The sequence below is a fragment of the Pseudoalteromonas sp. DL2-H2.2 genome, from assembly GCF_021532535.1.
GTDB classification, from domain to species: Bacteria; Pseudomonadota; Gammaproteobacteria; order Enterobacterales; family Alteromonadaceae; genus Pseudoalteromonas; species Pseudoalteromonas rubra_A.
Genome location: NZ_JAKGBD010000002.1, coordinates 363,387 through 379,868, shown reverse-complemented (window position 1 = coordinate 379,868; position 16,482 = coordinate 363,387). Strand labels below are relative to the sequence as shown.

Below are 16,482 nucleotides of genomic sequence, written 5' to 3'. Positions count from 1 at the left end.
CAACTGGGATTCGTTAACTAATGGCTATTGCCCCAAGGGCATTCTCGGCGGTGGCTATCGCATGACTGGCCGTGTCACCTGTTGTGACGACAAATCCTGCTCTATCAAATGACGAGGTGACGGGTTTTACATATTCCCCTTCAGTTAAATTGATATGAAGGTTCGCGACACCTGGCAACTGTGCTACTGAATCAATGTTTTCGATCCGACTGACTTTCTCCACAGAGGTGGTAAGGTAACGTACAGCGGCTGCTTTGGCCTTGGCTTCTCTCACTGGGGCATCTAGCTTTAAGAGGCTGGCGACGGTCTCTTTAAAAATATCAACACCCTTCGTCAGCATATTCATATGCCAGATGTTGTCTCCTCCTTGACGTGTTTGTGTTTCAATCACAAATACATTGCCATCTTCAACTTTTACCTCAGTGTGTGCAGGTCCAGTCAGATGCTTAATTGCGTCAAGTAAGCGAAGTACTTTGTCATGTATTATTGCCTCTACGCCTGCATCCAGACGGGCAGGTTGCGAGTGCCCCAGCTCTACGAAATAGGGCGCACCTGTTGTCAGTTTCTCCGTGATAGCAAGGACTTCGTGCTTGCCATTTTTTGACAGGCTTTCGATACTGTATTCTGTTCCACCTACGTAGCTTTCTGCGATGATTTCGCCCATATTGCTTTGCTTAGCGTGTAACAGCGCCCGTTCAGCTTCTTCAAGGGACTCGACTAAGAAAACCCCTGAGCTTCCGGCACCTTGGCTCGGTTTAATAATTGCTTTGCCCGTCGTATTGTTAAAAAAGTGCCTGATGTCTTCGACACTGTTCACTTTTGCATAGGCTAGATTATCGAGATGCTCTTCTTTTAGTCGTTCGCGCATAGCGAATTTATCGCGTGTTACTTCAATCGTTTCTAAATTGCAGTTGGTTGGAAGATTAAGCGCTTTGGCAATCAATGCGGCTGTTTCCATACCAAACTCTGCAAATGAAATGACGGCAGCAAATGATTTTTCACTATGTAATGACTCAGCAAGCGCGAGCGCTTCAGCACTGTTTGTATAATCCATTTCTACCAACTGAGAAGCGTTCGCTTGTTGGAATTGTGTTACGCCATTTGCTTTTTGGATCATGGTGTAATCTATGGCCAGGTCTGAAAGGCAGCGAATCGAAAAATCCATGCCTCCGATAACGAGAATATGCGACATCGGTTTGTTCCTTCGTATTACTTCAGCTCTAAAGGGCTGATTTCGACAACAAGTGTCCGTTGAATTAATCGGGCACTAAAATTAAGTTGATGTGATGGCCTCACCTATTTTGAAATCGCAAGCGGTAACAGAGAGGCCAAAAGCGTGCTTATGTCTCTAACGTGAAGAAACCATTTTCAAGACTTGCGCTCATGCCAACCATGGTTCTTTGGTAAGGCGTGATTTCGCGTGTTGAAACCCCATGAAGTGCTAGCGGGTTGATTGGATACATTACAAGCACATTCTGGTCGTATTTAACGGTATCGACTTTTTCGACGTACTTGTCTTCAATGTCGTAGCGAATGCCTCTCAGTTCAGGATGGTTTTCGGCAAAGTGAAACTTGTGATCACTTCCTTTATATTTGTAGATATCCAGGTCTCCACCTTTTGAGCGGTCTTCTGGATCTCGCATGTAAAGCAGGCCACCAAAGATAAAGTGCGGTTTATCAATGTGCGGGCCTCTGAATGAGGAGGGCTTGCCAAATACAGGAGAATAGATATTCAAGCTGCAGTCTAATAGGATGTCTTTTGCATCGAAACTGTCGAGGCGATGGCGGCCAATATTTGCGTCGCGCAAGCTATCTACCTTGTCACGGATCCCGGGCGTGATGTCGAGGATATATTCTTCAAATAAATCTAAAAATTCATAAAAGAATTCAGGTGAGCTGTGATAACTGACAAACTCACGCCAAAGGTTATCAACCTCTTCATCTTGCTTAAAATCTTGAGGCGAATAAATGTATCGCTCATTAGATTCAAGCTCCTGCCCTTTGCTCACTTTTGTTAGTGACGGCATGGTTGAATATAGCTTTTCAAAGAGTTCTTTTGGTAAAGCATCTTTAATCACGATATGTGGAAAAGGCTCCAACCTCACATCCGCTTTAGTTACGTTTTGCAGTACGCTCAAGTTGCTTTGGGTATTTTGTGTCATCTTTTGACCTTTGTATTTGTATTTGTATTTATGTTATCTAGCCGGTGACTTTCTATGTACGGTCTTTGCAGTAGGGGAAAGGTGAGCAAAGAATAACGACAACACCTGTCTCTTCAGCTTTATTCTTTTCACCTAAGTTTTGTGTATTTGCTTGTGATGTAGTTGCAAAGAAACACAGCGTAATCAATAAACTTAAAATCTTTTTATTTAACATTTTGGTTACTCTCTCAAAAAATCTGAGAGCATCTTAAGTTGAGAAAATGACAATTTCATCACTAAATTAATCAAAGTAAATCAAATGTTTACACCTTCTGAAAATCAAGAATCAAAAAAAATCAAATCATTGATTTATATAAATTATTTTTCGTGTAGAATGAGTTTTCAAACAGAGTCAGAGTAGTAGTAAAGCCATTTGTAATGTTTTATTGTTTTAAAGAATGGAAGCTTGACGCTAAAAATCATGAACTCATTCATGATAAGAGTGGAACCAGAAAGTTAAGAGAGCAGACAGTCAGGCTTTTTGTTTATTTATTAGACAAAAATCATGAGGTATGTACCTATGATGAGCTGCTGGAAAACTTGTGGGAAGGTAAAATTGTAAAAAAAGAAAGCGTAATTAATGAAATATACGAGTTACGCAAAATCCTCGGTGCTGATAAACACCTCGTAAAAACGCATCGACTAAAAGGTTTTTCGTTCTCTGCTGTGGATTTGGAAATAACCGAACACCAAATAGACCCCCCGTTAAGTAACTTTGAAAAAATAAAGAAGACAAAAGTCTACCTCTATGCCTTTACTGTGCTGACGATATTTGTCGCAGCATCACTCTTAGGTTTTCACGATGGAGTAAAGCCGTATCCTCTGGACTCAGATGTAATCAATATCACCTACCATAAGGGAGAAGAGCTTTACCCAACCACTAATCCCTCAGAAGAGCTCATGGCGTATGTCAGTTATATAGATAACACTTTTACCGTAACAATACGGGATATCAAAACGAGTCGCTCGGTCTCACTGCCTGGCAATACTAGCTCACCTTATTGGCACCCAGACAAAAACAGGCTGTTTTTTCAGTCTTTTGAAAACGGTCAATGTTTCTTAAAATATATCGATATAAATCAAGAGCTAACGCTATCAAACATGTCCGAGATAGTCTCTTGTGGTAGTGAGCTGAGTCTTAGCCCTATCGCACTGGCCCCCGAAGGAAAATGGCTATACTTTTCCTTTAAAGAAGATAAGCAAGTGCCTTATAAAATTAACAGCGTGCACTTAGACACCAAGATAGTCAAAACACTCACTACACCGACAGAGAATACTTATGGTGACTACAGTTTAAGCCTAAGCCCTGACGGACAAAGGTTAGCGATTTTAAGCAGCGATCAACACAAAAAAGTAAACCTCAGGATTTTAGACGTTCAAAAAAAGGACTACTTTTCTGTACAGACATTTCCGTTCTACATCTACAATGTGACCTGGCATGAAAGTGGTGACAAGCTCTTCTATATTGACGACAGAAGGCAAATTAACGAACTTGATTTAGAGTCGGGGCAAACCAGTCTCGTTTACGCTTCTGAAGAAGATCTCAGAACGCTCTACTACAAAAAAGGTTATGGATTTTTAACGTCAAAAGGCAATTATCAGCAAAGTGACTTAAGTGTGTTAACTATCGAGAATAAAGACATTAATGTCCTGCAAGGAAGTGACGCGAACGAAGTGCAATATACAGCACGGCAATCACATCAAGATTATTTCTTTGTCTCTGACAGAACGGGTTTTCCTCAGGTCTGGCAACAGGCCCCCGATAGTCTCAAACAAGTAACAAACTACGGCGAATACAAGGATATTCAATATTTAGATACGCAAATAAGTTCTGGTAAATTGCTCCTGTCAATCGACCAAAAAGCGAGTTTGAAGATGGGCGATGCTGTCACTAGCATTGACTGGTTAAGCGAGAAACTCGTCAGGAACCTAAAATGGTCCTGTTGGGATCAAAACGAAGTATTTGCAACCACGCTGTCCAATCAAATATGGTCACTGGTTAAATTTAACCTCACAGAGCAAACCGAAACCCCACTGCTGGGCGCGGTCAGCAGCTTTAAGCTAGACTGTGAGAATCAACAATTGTACTTTACAAAACTAGACGAAAAAGGGGTCTTTAAAGCGCCTCTTCACAACCTCGCTCTAGCCTCAGTCATCGCCAAGGACCTTTATTTCGAAGATAATAATGAGTGGTTATTGCGCGACAATACCCTTTACTTTACTGAACAAGGCAAATTACACGCATTCGATACAAGTACATCTGAACTCAATTTTATCGAAATCGATGGGCCTGTTTGGGCGGTGTATGACGGTAGTGATAAAAGCCAGTTGATATACGAATCCAGGACCTCTCACGGAATAAATATTGCCCGTATCCCTCTGTAACATCTTACTGTGAAGCTTGAGCAGTGAGCACTTAGCTGAGCAAGCTTCCTAAATGCTGCGAACTTCTGTGTAACAGGGTATTTGACCTGGCCTGTTTTTCGACAATACGCCGATAAGCTCATTAATGGGTGCTAGTCTATTAAAAGTAAATTATTCAAATGGTTGGGTATAATAATTCGGGTGGTAATCGCTGAGATTAATAAACTCAAAAGGCAAGTCGTAATAAAAAGTGGGTGCTTATACGCGCCAAACAAAAACGCGAGCTGTGTTAACTAGCTCGCGCATATATCGGATTAAATGGGTGAGATTTATCTCATCGTCACAAATTCCTCAGACCCCGTCGGGTGGATAGCCACAACCGAGTCAAAGTCGGCTTTGGTGGCACCCATCTTCATGGCCACGCCAAAGCCCTGGATCATTTCATCAACCGCAAAGCCGATACCGTGCAGGCCAACGATTTTTTCATCCTCACCGGCACAAACCAGCTTCATTTTACAAGGCTGACGGTGCTGAGTGACTGCGGTGTACATGGCCGCAAAGGAGGACGTGTAGACTTTGATGTTGTCTTCACCGTACTGCTCGATGGCTTCTGGTTCACTCAGGCCGATGGTGCCGATGGGCGGGTGGCTGAAGACCACGGTTGGGACCAGGTTATAGTCCATTTTGGCGTTGGGCATCTCCGGGTTAAACAGGCGCTCTGCTAGCATACGGCCAGCTTTAACTGCCACTGGTGTCAGCTCAATACCGCCGTCCATAATGTCGCCCAAAGCATAAATGCCAGACACTGAGGTATTCTGATATTCGTCTACTTTGACGTAGCCGCCGTCTGTGATGGCGACATCGGTGGCAGAGAGGTTGATTTTATCAGTCACAGGCTCTCGACCAATCGCCCAGATCACTTGCTCAACCGTGTGTGAGTCGCCGTTTTCCAGGTGCAAAGTGACGCTGCCGTCGTCGTTTTTGCTCAGTGAGTTAGGTACGCTGTGAGTGTGTAATGTTGGCCCTTCTTTATCCATGACTTCGGTCAGGGTGTCGACCAGGATAGGATCAAAGTTACGCAGCGGTGCATGTTTACGTACAAACAGATGCGTTTGCGTGCCCAGGCTATGTAGTACGCCCGCCAGTTCAACAGCAATGTAGCCCGCGCCAATCACAGCCACGCTCTTGGGTTGCGCCTTGAGCTCAAAGAAGTCATTAGAGTCAATACCCAGCTCAGCGCCCGGGATATTCGGGATCGACGGGCGACCACCCACGGCAATACAGATATGGTCGGCAGTGTAGTGCTCGCCGTTGACTTCTACCGTGTTGTTATCAACAAATTTAGCAAAGCCGTTGATCACGGTCACGCCATTGCTTGCCAGGTACTTGTTGTAGCCCTGGTGGATACGACCAATGTAGGCTTCGCGGCTTTCAACCAGCTTGCCCCAGTCGAAGTCTTTCACCTCTACATCAAAGCCATAATCCGGTGCGTAAAGCTTGATGGCTTCGGCAACCTGTGCGCCGTGCCACATTACCTTTTTAGGCACGCAGCCCACGTTTACACAGGTGCCGCCCATGTGTTTGGCTTCGATAAGGGCGACTTTAGCGCCACGCATTGCTGCTCGGTTAGCCGAGGCAATACCGCCGCTGCCGCCACCAATGGCGATATAATCAAAATGTTGTGCCATGCTTTAATCTCTATAAATGCTGATAAATGGCCCTAGCTTAACACTATATCTGCCGGGGCAAAGTCTGGCGGGATGAATTTTTCCGATAGCGGCCATCGCTTTTTTCGATGAACGGGCGGGGCTGCGAGTGAACTGCGCATGTATCGCCATACGGCGGTCCGGTTTAATTCACCCGAATTGGCCGGGCGGCCTTGTTTTTTGACAGAAAACACCCCAAATACATGAGATAAACAAAGATCAACAGAGAGACGCTATGACTAACCCGTTAATTGGCATGGAAGGCTTGCCACCGTTTTCAAAAATCAAACCAGAACACGTTGTAGAGGCACTTAAACAGGCCATCGAGCAATGCCGTAACACCATAGATGAAGTATTAAAAAACGATTCATACAGCTGGGAAAACCTGGTCCTTCCGCTTGAAGAAGCCGATGACAAGCTGTCTCGCATGTGGTCGCCGGTGTCGCATATGCATTCGGTCGTCAATAGCGACGCACTGCGCCAGGCCTATGATGCGTGCCTGCCTTTGATCTCAGAATATAGTACCTATGTTGGTCAGCATCAGGGTCTGTACGAGGCCTATAAATCGCTCAAAGAGTCCGATGCTTTTGCGGCGCTCAACACGGCGCAGCAAAAATCCATTAATAATGCACTGCGAGATTTCCAGTTGTCGGGCATTGCACTGGCACCAGAGCAACAGAAGCGCTACGGCGAGATCAGCGCGCGTTTGTCTGAGCTGGCCGCCAAATTTGGCAATAACGTGATGGATGCGACACAAGCCTGGACTAAACATATCACCGACGAAGCTCAGTTATCTGGATTACCTGAGTCCGCACTGGCGCTGGCAGCGCATACGGCGCAAAGTAAAGAATTAGAAGGCTGGGTGTTTACTTTAGACATTCCGTCTTATCTGCCGGTGATGACCTATGCGGATAACCGAGAGCTGCGCGAAGAAATGTACCGCGCCTTTGTAACGCGTGCATCAGATCAGGGGCCTAACGCCAACGAATTTGATAACTCAGCACTGATGAGCGAGGAGCTGGCACTGCGTCACGAACTGGCACAATTGCTGGGCTTTGACAGCTACGCAGATAAATCGCTGGCGACCAAAATGGCGCAGTCGCCGGAGCAGGTGTTTACTTTCTTAAATGACCTGGCCTTGCATGCTAAGCCACAGGCCGAAAAAGAGCTGGCCGAACTGAAAGCATTTGCAGAAAAAGAGCATGGGGCCACTGAGCTGGCCGCGTGGGATTACGGCTACTATGGCGAAAAGCTTAAGCAGGCGAAATACGCCATCTCCGATGAGCTGCTGCGTCCTTATTTCCCGGCCGATACTGTGCTGAAAGGGTTATTTGCAACCGTACATCGCCTGTTTGGCATCAAAGTCACTGAAATTAAAGACTTCGATAGTTATCACCCGGATGTGCGTTTCTTTGCTATTCATGATGCGCAGGGTACCTTGCGTGGTCACTTCTATCTGGACCTGTATGCCCGCGAGCACAAACGTGGCGGCGCCTGGATGGACGACTGCATGGGCCGTAAAGTGCGTGCCAGTGGCGAGTTACAAACACCGGTGGCGTACCTGGTGTGTAACTTCAATAAAGCAGTTGGCGATAAGCCTGCGCTGTTTACCCATAACGAAGTAACCACCTTATTCCATGAGTTTGGCCATGGTATTCACCATATGCTGACTCAGGTTGATGCCGCACCGGTTGCGGGGATCAATGGTGTTGCCTGGGATGCCGTGGAGCTGCCCAGCCAGTTCCTGGAGAACTGGTGCTACGAAGAAGAAGCACTGGCCTTTATTTCTGGTCATTATGAAACGGGTGAGCCTTTACCAAAAGAGCTACTCGACAAACTGCTGGCGGCGAAAAACTTCCAGTCAGCGATGCAGATGCTGCGCCAGCTCGAGTTTTCCTTGTTTGATTTCCATATTCATGCCGATTACGATCCGGCCAAACCGTGCCAGATCCAGCAAACGCTGAATGCCGTACGAGAAAAAACCGCCGTGGTCAAAGCGCCTGAGTTCAATCGCTTCCAGCACAGCTTTAGCCATATTTTTGCCGGTGGCTACAGCGCGGGTTACTACTCGTATAAGTGGGCCGAAGTATTGTCTGCGGATGCCTTTTCACGGTTTGAAGAAGAGGGGATTTTCAATCGCCAGACGGGGGCTGATTTTATGCAGCATATCCTGGAGAAGGGCGGTTCAGAAGAGCCTATGGCCCTGTTTACCCGCTTCCGTGGTCGCGAGCCAAGTGTAGATGCATTGCTGCGCCACAGTGGTATCGAAAAAGCAGCGTAAGCGCTGCATTTTGGTGGCGTTTTGAACACCTGTTCCCCGCATGCCACCAGAGCCGACTTAAAAACACCACATAAGCACTTTGTGTGGTGTTTTCCATTCGCAAATTTGACAGTTCACGCTATGCTGTTTTAAAGAACCAACCTTGTAGGGACCGCTGCATGAGCAATTTAGTACTGGCCATTGATGACGATAAACTGGTACACCACATTGTTGAACAATCCTTATTGCACAGTTGCAAAGTCATTCACGCTTACAGTGGCGAAGAAGGGCTGAAAATGGCGGCGCAGCAGCGCCCGGATATCATCCTGCTCGATATTGAAATGCCTGGTCCTTCCGGCTTTGAGGTGTGTGAGCGGCTGAAAGCCAATCCGCAGTTGTGTGATATTCCGGTAATGTTTCTGTCGTCTAAAAGCGCTATCTCAGAGCGCATGCGTGGCTACAACGCCGGTGGGGCCGACTATATTGTTAAACCGTTCGACAGCGATGAAATGCTGGCACGGATCAAAGTACTGGACGAGTATCGCCGCCAGTCGCTTAAACTAAAGCAGGATGTGCAAAAAGCCCAGATCACGGCTGAAATTGCCATGTCGGATTCGGGCGATATGGGTCGTATTATGCGTTATGTGGGCCAGTCGTATCATGCCCATGATTTGAGTACGCTGTCGGAGTACTTTTTTGAATTTTTCGTGCCCTTGCAGCTTCAGGTGGCGGTGGCATTTTGGTATCACGACAGCGAAGTGTTTTACTCGCAGGAAGGGGCAATTCAGCCGCTGGAGCAAGAGCTCCTGGAAAAACACCGCAATGGCGACCGCTTTGTCGATTTTGGTCGTCGCACTATCATTAACTATCCCAAAGTGTCTTTGCTGATTAAAAACATGCCAACGGATGATGCGGGGTTATACGGACGCTATAAAGATCTGCTGCCGCACATTCTGGAAGCCACCAACGCCAAAATCAAGGATATGGAAGTCAGTGAAGTGGCACTAACAAAAGTGGAGCAAATTGGCCTGGCCTTTGAGGAGCTGAGCGACCAGCTGGGAGAGGTAGCAAGTGCATACAACGACAAACTGGCGCAGTTTTCAGCGTATGTCAGCAGCGATCAGGCCAATGGCAAGCAGGCAGAGGCAAAGCAATTATTTGAGCACTTTTCGCTGATCAACGATGATTTTTCGATAATCCGCTACAAGCTGGGCGAGATCACCGAAGTACGCCATGAGCTGATCCAGAGCTTAAATCAGATGGCCAAACCCTGGGGCGAAGAAGACGTACCGGCACAGACCGACATAGAGCTGTTTTAAACGGGCATAACGCCTAGTACTACAAAGTTTTCATAACTGTGATGATCCAGATATAATCTCCGTGTTTAAACCTGCGGAGCCTGCTGTTGATCATCCATACCCCTTTTGCTGAAAACCGACCTTATCTTGAGCGTATCGAGCAACAGTTTGCCCTGCAAAGCTGGCAGCAGGCCAATCTTAACTTTCGATTGACCTATGATGAGGCCGGTTTGCAGTTATTAAAACTGGATGAACCTAAATTAGGCGGTATCCGGGTTGATTTTGTGACCGGTGCCAGTGCCCATCGTCGTAAGTTTGGTGGCGGCAAAGGGCAGGCCATTGCCAAGGCAGTGGGGTTGAATAAAGGCGCCACTCCCGTGGTGTTAGATGCCACTGCGGGACTTGGACGCGATGCCTTTGTGCTGGCTGCATTGGGCTGCGAAGTGATCTTACACGAGCGTCACCCGGTGGTGGCAGCACTGCTGTTTGATGGCCTGGAGCGTGCGTATCAGGACAGTGAAATAGGCAGCTGGATGCAGCAAAATATGCGCATGATCTTCGGCTCCAGCCACGACCTGCTGGCCGAGAGTGAATTAAATCCGGATGTGGTTTATCTGGATCCTATGTTTCCGCATCGTGAAAAATCTGCCCAGGTTAAAAAAGAAATGCGGGTATTCCAGTCGCTGGTTGGCGGGGATGCCGATGCCGATGCTTTGCTACCGTTTGCCTATGAGCTGGCCACCAAACGCGTGGTGGTGAAACGCCCCGATTACGCGCCCTTCCTGAACGAGCAAAAGCCCAGTATGCAGATCGAAACTAAAAAGAACCGTTTTGATGTGTATGTGAAAGCCGCGATGAAGTAAAAGCATTCTCCAAAACTCTGCCTGTTATCTCGCACTCGATTTGAGCGTTACGCACAGGCGGCTCACGGTGTCGAAAATTGCACCAACTCCCAGATCCTTTCCGGTCCTCCGCACCTGATGCGGGAACTGCTATCAGGCGACTCAGGGATTATTAATTGTACCTATACCCAAACTCTCTACCGGTCCTCCCGCACCTGATGCGGGAACCACTATCAGGCGACTCAGGGATTATTAATTGCACCCATACCCAAACCCTCTACCTGTCTTCCCGCACTTGATGCGGGAACTGCTATCAGGCACTCAGGGGGTTATCAATTGCACCCATACCCAAACCCTCTAGCGGTCCTCCCGCACTTGATGCGGGACCTGCTATCAGGCAACTCAGGGGGTTATCAATTGCACCCATACCCAAACCCTCTACCGGTCCTCCCGCACTTGATGCGGGACCTGCTATCAGGCGACTCAGGAGTTATCAATTGCACCCATACCTAAACCCTCTACCTGTCTTCCCGCACTTGATGCGGGAACTGCTATCAGGCGACTCAGTGGATCATTGGTGGCTTTTGCTCAATTTTTATGGTTCCCGGCTCGGAGGCCGGGATGACAGAGGTGGAGGCCGGGATGACAGAGGTGGAGGCCGAGATGACAGAGGTGGAGGCCGGGATGATTGAGGTGAAGGCCGGGATGACTGAGGTGGAGACTGGGATGATGGATCTGGAGGCTCGATGACGGTGATTGTTAATCACCGGCAATGTGTTCAACGACGGCGAGACGACATATCGGCTGAGTAACAAGTAGCAGAATACTCTCGGTAAGAGCCGTAAGTAAAAGCCATAAAAATGGCGGCTTAAATAGATTTTGGCGGCAGCAGAAAGACAGCCGAACCACCTTTGACACTGCATGTCATCTGTATGAAGTAAAGTTCCTGTAAAAGGTAGAGAGTCCACCTACGCCAAAAGTATGTTTTTAAAAACGTCTGCTCGTTTTATGAGCGCTTTACATTAAATTGTCATAAAACATTAATAGTCTACGCCCGAATTTGAATCAATATGGCTGTAGTATCTATGCGTGTTTCTACCTTTACCCGGCTGCTTGCCGTGTTACTGGCGCTTGCCAGTATCGTGCTGGCTGCCACTTTGTTCTGGGCCAGTCAGGTCTTTAGTGAATTAGACAAACAAAACAACGCTTATGTTACGCTGAAAAACACCATACTGATCGATTTAGCCGGTACGATCGAAGATTATCTGGGCACCGGCGACAGCCAGGAGCTCAGCAAAGCCAGCGAACAAATAAGCACCCTTAAACAGCAACAATTGACAGCGTTGCCTTCATCACTTGCCGGGGATATGACCAACAGGCTGGATGCACTGGATGGCGACATAAACGGTAAATATCGTGCACTGGGCAAGCTGTCTGGCAATGAAATGGCGTTGCTTGATAACGCCATCAGGCAGATGTCGGGCTCGGCATCGTCGTTAATGAGCTACACCGCTAAAGCGTCTGAGCATCCACTGGCGCCGCGCTACTATGCGCTGGCATCCGATTACTACGGCGAAGTAACCAACCTCAGCATTTACACCTATCAGCTGGTGATCCACTTTGAACAGCAAACCCGGCAAAACCTGATGAGCAGTGTGCGTCGCCTTCAGGAGCTGGCGCAACAGATAGAGCGTCTGGATAACCTGGGCGTGATGAGCGAAATTGACGAAGATGAGCTATTCCTTGGTGCCGAAGCCGAAGATCTAGCGCTGGAGATCAAGGCTGAGCTAGGTAGCTGGCCTAAACGTTTCAGCCGTGACCTGGAAAATACTTTGGCGCAGGCCGAGCAACGTCAGCAGGGGATGGCGCAATTACGGGGCGATATTAAGGCCATTTCGGCGCTGGTATTGAGCGCTGAGGAGGCGTTGCAGGCGGAGCAAAACACACTCAAGCAAAACGTCTTTACTATCTTTGGTGTGGCCATTGGCTTGCTGGTGTTACTGGCCATTGCTGTGTATATCGTGCAGTTTAGCCAGGTACTGACGCCACTGCGTCAGCTTCGTAATGGCTTTGCCTTCCTGATTGAAAGCAATGAACTTAAAAACATCGACAGCCAGAATGCCAACACCGAGATTGGTGAGATTGCCAGTTATTTCAATCAGCTGATTGAGCGTCAACGTGGCGAAGCCGAAGAGCGCGAGCAAATGCTGGCAGTGATCAACGACTTTATGCAGGATATGAACACCAACCTGGCCAGCATCAGTGCGCTGGCTGAGACCACTTCAACCCAGGTAGAACAAAACCAGCAACAACTCGATGAGATCAAAGCGCTGGGTGTTGAAGCCAGCGACATTAACCAGCAGGTGGCGGATAACGCCGGTGAAACCTTCTCTGCTATGAAGCAAAGTGTCGGCTATGCCGAGTCAATGCTGAGCGCCAGTTCCAGCACCCAGCAGCGCGTGGAGCAGGGCTTGTCTAGCCTTAATGAGTTACTCAATGGCGTTGCGGATGTCGGTAAGGTCATTGAAATGATCCGCACCATTGCAGAACAAACCAACTTACTGGCGCTGAACGCCGCCATTGAATCGGCGCGGGCCGGAGAGCACGGCCGCGGGTTTGCCGTGGTCGCCGATGAAGTCCGTAAGCTGGCGCAGCAAACCCAGGATTCGCTGTCCGACATTAATGAGCAGCTGACGATTCTCAGCGATAATTCAAGCAAGGTATCTTCGCAGATCAGCGCGCTGGCTGATGAAGCACAGCAGCAGACCGAGCATGCCCAGGAGCTCAAGAGCAACTCAGAAGGCGTTGCCGAGCGGGCACAGAGTGCCAACCAGGTGGCAGAGCATGCAATGGAGCTGGCTCAACAGCAAAGCTCCCTGGTGGATAACTTCAGCAGTGCCATGGCAACGATGAAGCAACAGGTGAATGGCTCAAATCAGCAGGTACGTGATATTCAACACAGCCTGCAAGAGCAAATGGCCAAAATTCGCAAGAGCATTGGCATTCGCTAACGGGTTTTAACCAGACACGCTTGCTCTGGGTAACAGACTAAGCGAGCGTGTAAATGACTGTCCTTTGCTGGCAAGTCGCGTGGATCTTTGCTAATACTTGGCCAGGTGCGACTGATAAATAAGGACAGTACAATGAACTGGTTAGCCAATACGCTGACAACGGGCTTGTTGGCACTGGGGCTGAGCGCCTGCAGCGATAGCAATCAGCAGGCCGACCCGGATTTTACCCCGCAAAACACCGAACGTCGTTTCTCATCGGATAACAGCCCACTCGTCTTATTCGATGAAGCACACCATAACTTTCTCACTATGAATGGCCGTTATCGGGCATTTACTGACGTTTTACAAAGTGATGGCTATACCGTGCAAGCCAGCACGCAGCCGTTTACCGAGGCACACCTTAACCAGGCCGATATTCTGGTAATTGCCAACGCGCTGGACCGACAGCGCAGCGACTTTAACCCGCCATTTGGTAGCGCGTTCACAGCACCAGAGGTTGCCGCGCTGTTGCGCTGGATAGAGCAAGGCGGCGCGTTGTTTCTGGTTGCCGATCACACCCCGTTTCCCAGAGTGATAGACAATCTCACCACAGCGCTGGGTATTGAGTTCAGCCATGGCCATGTTAGCGACGCACAATTTAGCATCACAGATAAAACCCTGGCACCCCATGCAATCACGCTGGCCGTGGTGCCGGCACTGAGAAAGCTGCCGGGGGCAACGTCTATGACCGGGTTTGGGGTAACCGGTGCCGTGGGTGGGGCAGCCTCCGCTGCGGTGGCAGAGCCGCCATCCGGTCAAATTGAACAGGTGCGTTCATTTGGCGGATCGGCTTTTAAAGTGCCGGATGGCGCGACTTCATTACTAACTTTGGGCCCTGGCGCGACGTCTGTGACCCCCAAGATCCCCTTTCAGGTCACCGCCGATACGCCGCGCATTGCTGTGGATGGCTGGAGTCAGGGGGCAGTGCTGGAGCTTGGCAAAGGCCGAGTTGCAGTCTTTGCTGAAGGCATGATGTTCTCGTCTCAGCGCGATGCCGACAGTGGCAAAATATACGGCATGAACAGCGCCGGGGCCGAGCACAATGAGGGGTTTTTGCTTAATGTTATGGCCTGGCTGGCGCGTGCTGAGTAGGGAAGCTCATATTGGCCGCAGGCACTTGAATACGCAAATGCAGCGCCAATACCCTATTATAAAGTACAAGTAAAATGAGCAGGAGACACAATGAGCGACAGTAATTTAACTGAAAACTTTGAACATAAACTCAATCTGCGCAGCCTGGAGGCGGATGATTATGATGATCTCAAAGAGGTGATGGAAATTGTCTATCCTAACCTCGGCGGTGCGCCTTCACAGAGACAGTTCAGGGCTCAGCTCTCCAGCTTTCCACAAGGCCAGATCTGCATAGAAGACCACGGTAAAGTGGTGGCCGCGGCATTTTCATTGATTGTGGATTACGACAAATTTGGCGATCACCACACCTACGATGAGATAACCGGTGATGCCTACCTGACAACGCATGATCCGCTCGGCGATGTACTCTATGGGGCTGAGGTGTTTGTTCACCCAGATTATCAGGGCATGCGCCTTGGGCGGCGTCTATATGAGGCCAGAAAGGAGCTGTGCCAGAACCTCAATCTTAAGTCGATTGTCGCAGGCGGGCGTATTCCCAACTATCAGCACTACGCCAGCGAAATGTCGCCACAAAAATACATTGAGCTGGTTAAAAAGAAAGAAATTTACGACCCCATTTTGAGTTTTCAGCTGTCTAACGACTTTGAGGTGAAACGTGTCCTTAATAAATATATGCCCGAAGACAAGGAATCGAAAGGCTATGCGACCTTGCTGGAGTGGACCAATCTTTATTATGAGCGCAATGAGTCGCCTCTGTTTGGCGCGGTTAAAAAGTCTGCCCGGGTGGGCTGCGTGCAGTGGCAAATGCGGCCACTTAATTCTGTCGAAGAGCTGACCCAGCATGTAGAGTTCTTCATCGATGCATTGGCGGATTATCAATGCGATCTGGCTCTGTTGCCTGAGCTATTTAACGCCCCGTTAATGGGCATTGAGGCCCATGATAATTCGCTCGATTCCATCAAAGCACTGGCTGAATTTTCTAATGAAGTGGTTGAGGCCATTTCGCATTTGGCGGTCAGTTACAATATCAACATTATTGCGGGCTCAATTCCGGTGATTGAAGACAAAGCGCTCTACAATGTGTCGTATTTCTGCCGTCGCGATGGCACCATCGAGTCGCAAACTAAAATTCACCCAACCCCTTACGAAAAAAGCGCCTGGATCATGCAAGGCGGCGACAACCTGAATGTCTTTGACACCGACTTTGGTAAAATCGGGATCCTGATCTGCTACGATGTGGAGTTTCCGGAGCTGGCGCGGTTGCTTTCAGAGCAAGGCATGCAAATTCTCTTTGTGCCATTTTGGACAGATACCAAAAACGCCTATTTGCGGGTACGCTGTTGTGCACAGGCCCGGGCCATCGAGAATGAATGTTATGTGGTGACGGCGGGCAGTGTGGGCAACCTGCCCAAAGTGGATGGAGCCGATATTCAGTATGCGCAGTCAGCGGTATTCTCCCCTTCAGACTTTGCTTTTCCTCATGATGCGACCATGGCAGAAACCACCCCTAATACGGAAATGACCTTGATAGTTGACCTGGATTTAGAAAAACTGCATGAGCTGCGCCACGAAGGCTCGGTCAGAAACTATCTAGACAGACGACGCGACTTGTATCGGATAAACTGGCTGGGTGGGCAAAAAAACAAAAAATAACAACAACCCAGCACCA

Annotated in this window: 12 protein-coding genes; 8 read left to right on the top strand and 4 right to left on the bottom strand. The window is 48.5% G+C overall.

Annotated elements, in window-relative coordinates; translation table 11 throughout:
* Nucleotides 1-13: 13 nt before the first annotated feature.
* The 3 genes from L1285_RS04395 to L1285_RS04385 form a co-directional block, all read right to left on the bottom strand.
* Nucleotides 14-1,192 carry an ATP-grasp domain-containing protein gene (locus L1285_RS04395; protein WP_235411115.1) on the bottom strand — a complete coding sequence of 393 codons (1,179 nt, stop codon included), beginning with the start codon at nt 1,190-1,192 and terminating at the stop codon, nt 14-16.
* Nucleotides 1,193-1,340: 148 nt separating this feature from the next.
* Entirely contained in the window at nt 1,341-2,162 is an 822-nt protein-coding gene (locus L1285_RS04390; RefSeq protein WP_046005011.1) for a hypothetical protein, read from the bottom strand.
* A 52-nt stretch (nt 2,163-2,214) separates the two neighbouring features.
* Nucleotides 2,215-2,376, bottom strand: a complete 162-nt coding sequence (locus tag L1285_RS04385; RefSeq protein WP_156158649.1) for a hypothetical protein — start codon at nt 2,374-2,376, stop codon at nt 2,215-2,217.
* Nucleotides 2,377-2,579: 203 nt separating this feature from the next.
* Between L1285_RS04385 and L1285_RS04380 the strand changes: the two genes are divergently transcribed.
* The gene (locus L1285_RS04380; RefSeq protein ID WP_235411114.1) at nt 2,580-4,586 is read left to right on the top strand and encodes a winged helix-turn-helix domain-containing protein; all 2,007 of its coding nucleotides are present in this window, start codon (nt 2,580-2,582) and stop codon (nt 4,584-4,586) included.
* A gap of 308 nt (nt 4,587-4,894) precedes the next feature.
* Here the strand turns inward: L1285_RS04380 and gorA are convergent, their stop codons facing one another.
* The gene (gorA, locus tag L1285_RS04375) at nt 4,895-6,253 is read right to left on the bottom strand and encodes a glutathione-disulfide reductase (protein WP_235411113.1); all 1,359 of its coding nucleotides are present in this window, start codon (nt 6,251-6,253) and stop codon (nt 4,895-4,897) included.
* Nucleotides 6,254-6,506: 253 nt separating this feature from the next.
* On the opposite strand from gorA, the gene prlC reads away from it, so the two are divergent.
* The 7 genes from prlC (at nt 6,507) to L1285_RS04345 (ending at nt 16,466) form a co-directional block, all read left to right on the top strand.
* Nucleotides 6,507-8,552, top strand: coding sequence for an oligopeptidase A (prlC, locus tag L1285_RS04370; protein ID WP_235411112.1), 2,046 nt, complete (start codon nt 6,507-6,509; stop codon nt 8,550-8,552).
* Nucleotides 8,553-8,710: 158 nt separating this feature from the next.
* A complete protein-coding gene (locus tag L1285_RS04365) occupies nt 8,711-9,850 on the top strand; it encodes a response regulator transcription factor (RefSeq protein ID WP_235411111.1) in 1,140 nt (379 codons plus the stop codon).
* Between the two features lie 86 nt (nt 9,851-9,936).
* Complete coding sequence (locus L1285_RS04360; protein ID WP_235411110.1) at nt 9,937-10,692, top strand: class I SAM-dependent methyltransferase; 756 nt, start codon at nt 9,937-9,939, stop codon at nt 10,690-10,692.
* A gap of 600 nt (nt 10,693-11,292) precedes the next feature.
* Nucleotides 11,293-11,421 (top strand): hypothetical protein, encoded by a 129-nt coding sequence (locus L1285_RS23545; protein ID WP_268835959.1) that lies wholly within the window; start codon nt 11,293-11,295, stop codon nt 11,419-11,421.
* A 335-nt stretch (nt 11,422-11,756) separates the two neighbouring features.
* Nucleotides 11,757-13,682, top strand: a complete 1,926-nt coding sequence (locus L1285_RS04355; RefSeq protein WP_235411323.1) for a methyl-accepting chemotaxis protein — start codon at nt 11,757-11,759, stop codon at nt 13,680-13,682.
* A gap of 132 nt (nt 13,683-13,814) precedes the next feature.
* A complete protein-coding gene (locus L1285_RS04350; protein WP_235411109.1) occupies nt 13,815-14,813 on the top strand; it encodes a DUF4350 domain-containing protein in 999 nt (332 codons plus the stop codon).
* Nucleotides 14,814-14,903: 90 nt separating this feature from the next.
* Nucleotides 14,904-16,466 carry a bifunctional GNAT family N-acetyltransferase/carbon-nitrogen hydrolase family protein gene (locus L1285_RS04345; protein WP_235411108.1) on the top strand — a complete coding sequence of 521 codons (1,563 nt, stop codon included), beginning with the start codon at nt 14,904-14,906 and terminating at the stop codon, nt 16,464-16,466.
* The last annotated feature ends 16 nt before the right edge of the window (nt 16,467-16,482 follow it).

What these genes read in the sequence shown, in the direction of transcription:
- L1285_RS04350 (WP_235411109.1), top strand. Translation starts at nt 13,815, where the DNA reads ATGAACTGGTTAGCCAATACGCTGACAACGGGCTTGTTGGCACTGGGG.
- L1285_RS04395 (WP_235411115.1), bottom strand. Translation starts at nt 1,192, where the DNA reads ATGTCGCATATTCTCGTTATCGGAGGCATGGATTTTTCGATTCGCTGC.
- L1285_RS04385 (WP_156158649.1), bottom strand. Translation starts at nt 2,376, where the DNA reads ATGTTAAATAAAAAGATTTTAAGTTTATTGATTACGCTGTGTTTCTTT.
- L1285_RS04365 (WP_235411111.1), top strand. Translation starts at nt 8,711, where the DNA reads ATGAGCAATTTAGTACTGGCCATTGATGACGATAAACTGGTACACCAC.
- gorA (WP_235411113.1), bottom strand. Translation starts at nt 6,253, where the DNA reads ATGGCACAACATTTTGATTATATCGCCATTGGTGGCGGCAGCGGCGGT.
- prlC (WP_235411112.1), top strand. Translation starts at nt 6,507, where the DNA reads ATGACTAACCCGTTAATTGGCATGGAAGGCTTGCCACCGTTTTCAAAA.
- L1285_RS04390 (WP_046005011.1), bottom strand. Translation starts at nt 2,162, where the DNA reads ATGACACAAAATACCCAAAGCAACTTGAGCGTACTGCAAAACGTAACT.
- L1285_RS04345 (WP_235411108.1), top strand. Translation starts at nt 14,904, where the DNA reads ATGAGCGACAGTAATTTAACTGAAAACTTTGAACATAAACTCAATCTG.
- L1285_RS04380 (WP_235411114.1), top strand. Translation starts at nt 2,580, where the DNA reads ATGTTTTATTGTTTTAAAGAATGGAAGCTTGACGCTAAAAATCATGAA.
- L1285_RS04355 (WP_235411323.1), top strand. Translation starts at nt 11,757, where the DNA reads ATGCGTGTTTCTACCTTTACCCGGCTGCTTGCCGTGTTACTGGCGCTT.
- L1285_RS23545 (WP_268835959.1), top strand. Translation starts at nt 11,293, where the DNA reads ATGACAGAGGTGGAGGCCGGGATGACAGAGGTGGAGGCCGAGATGACA.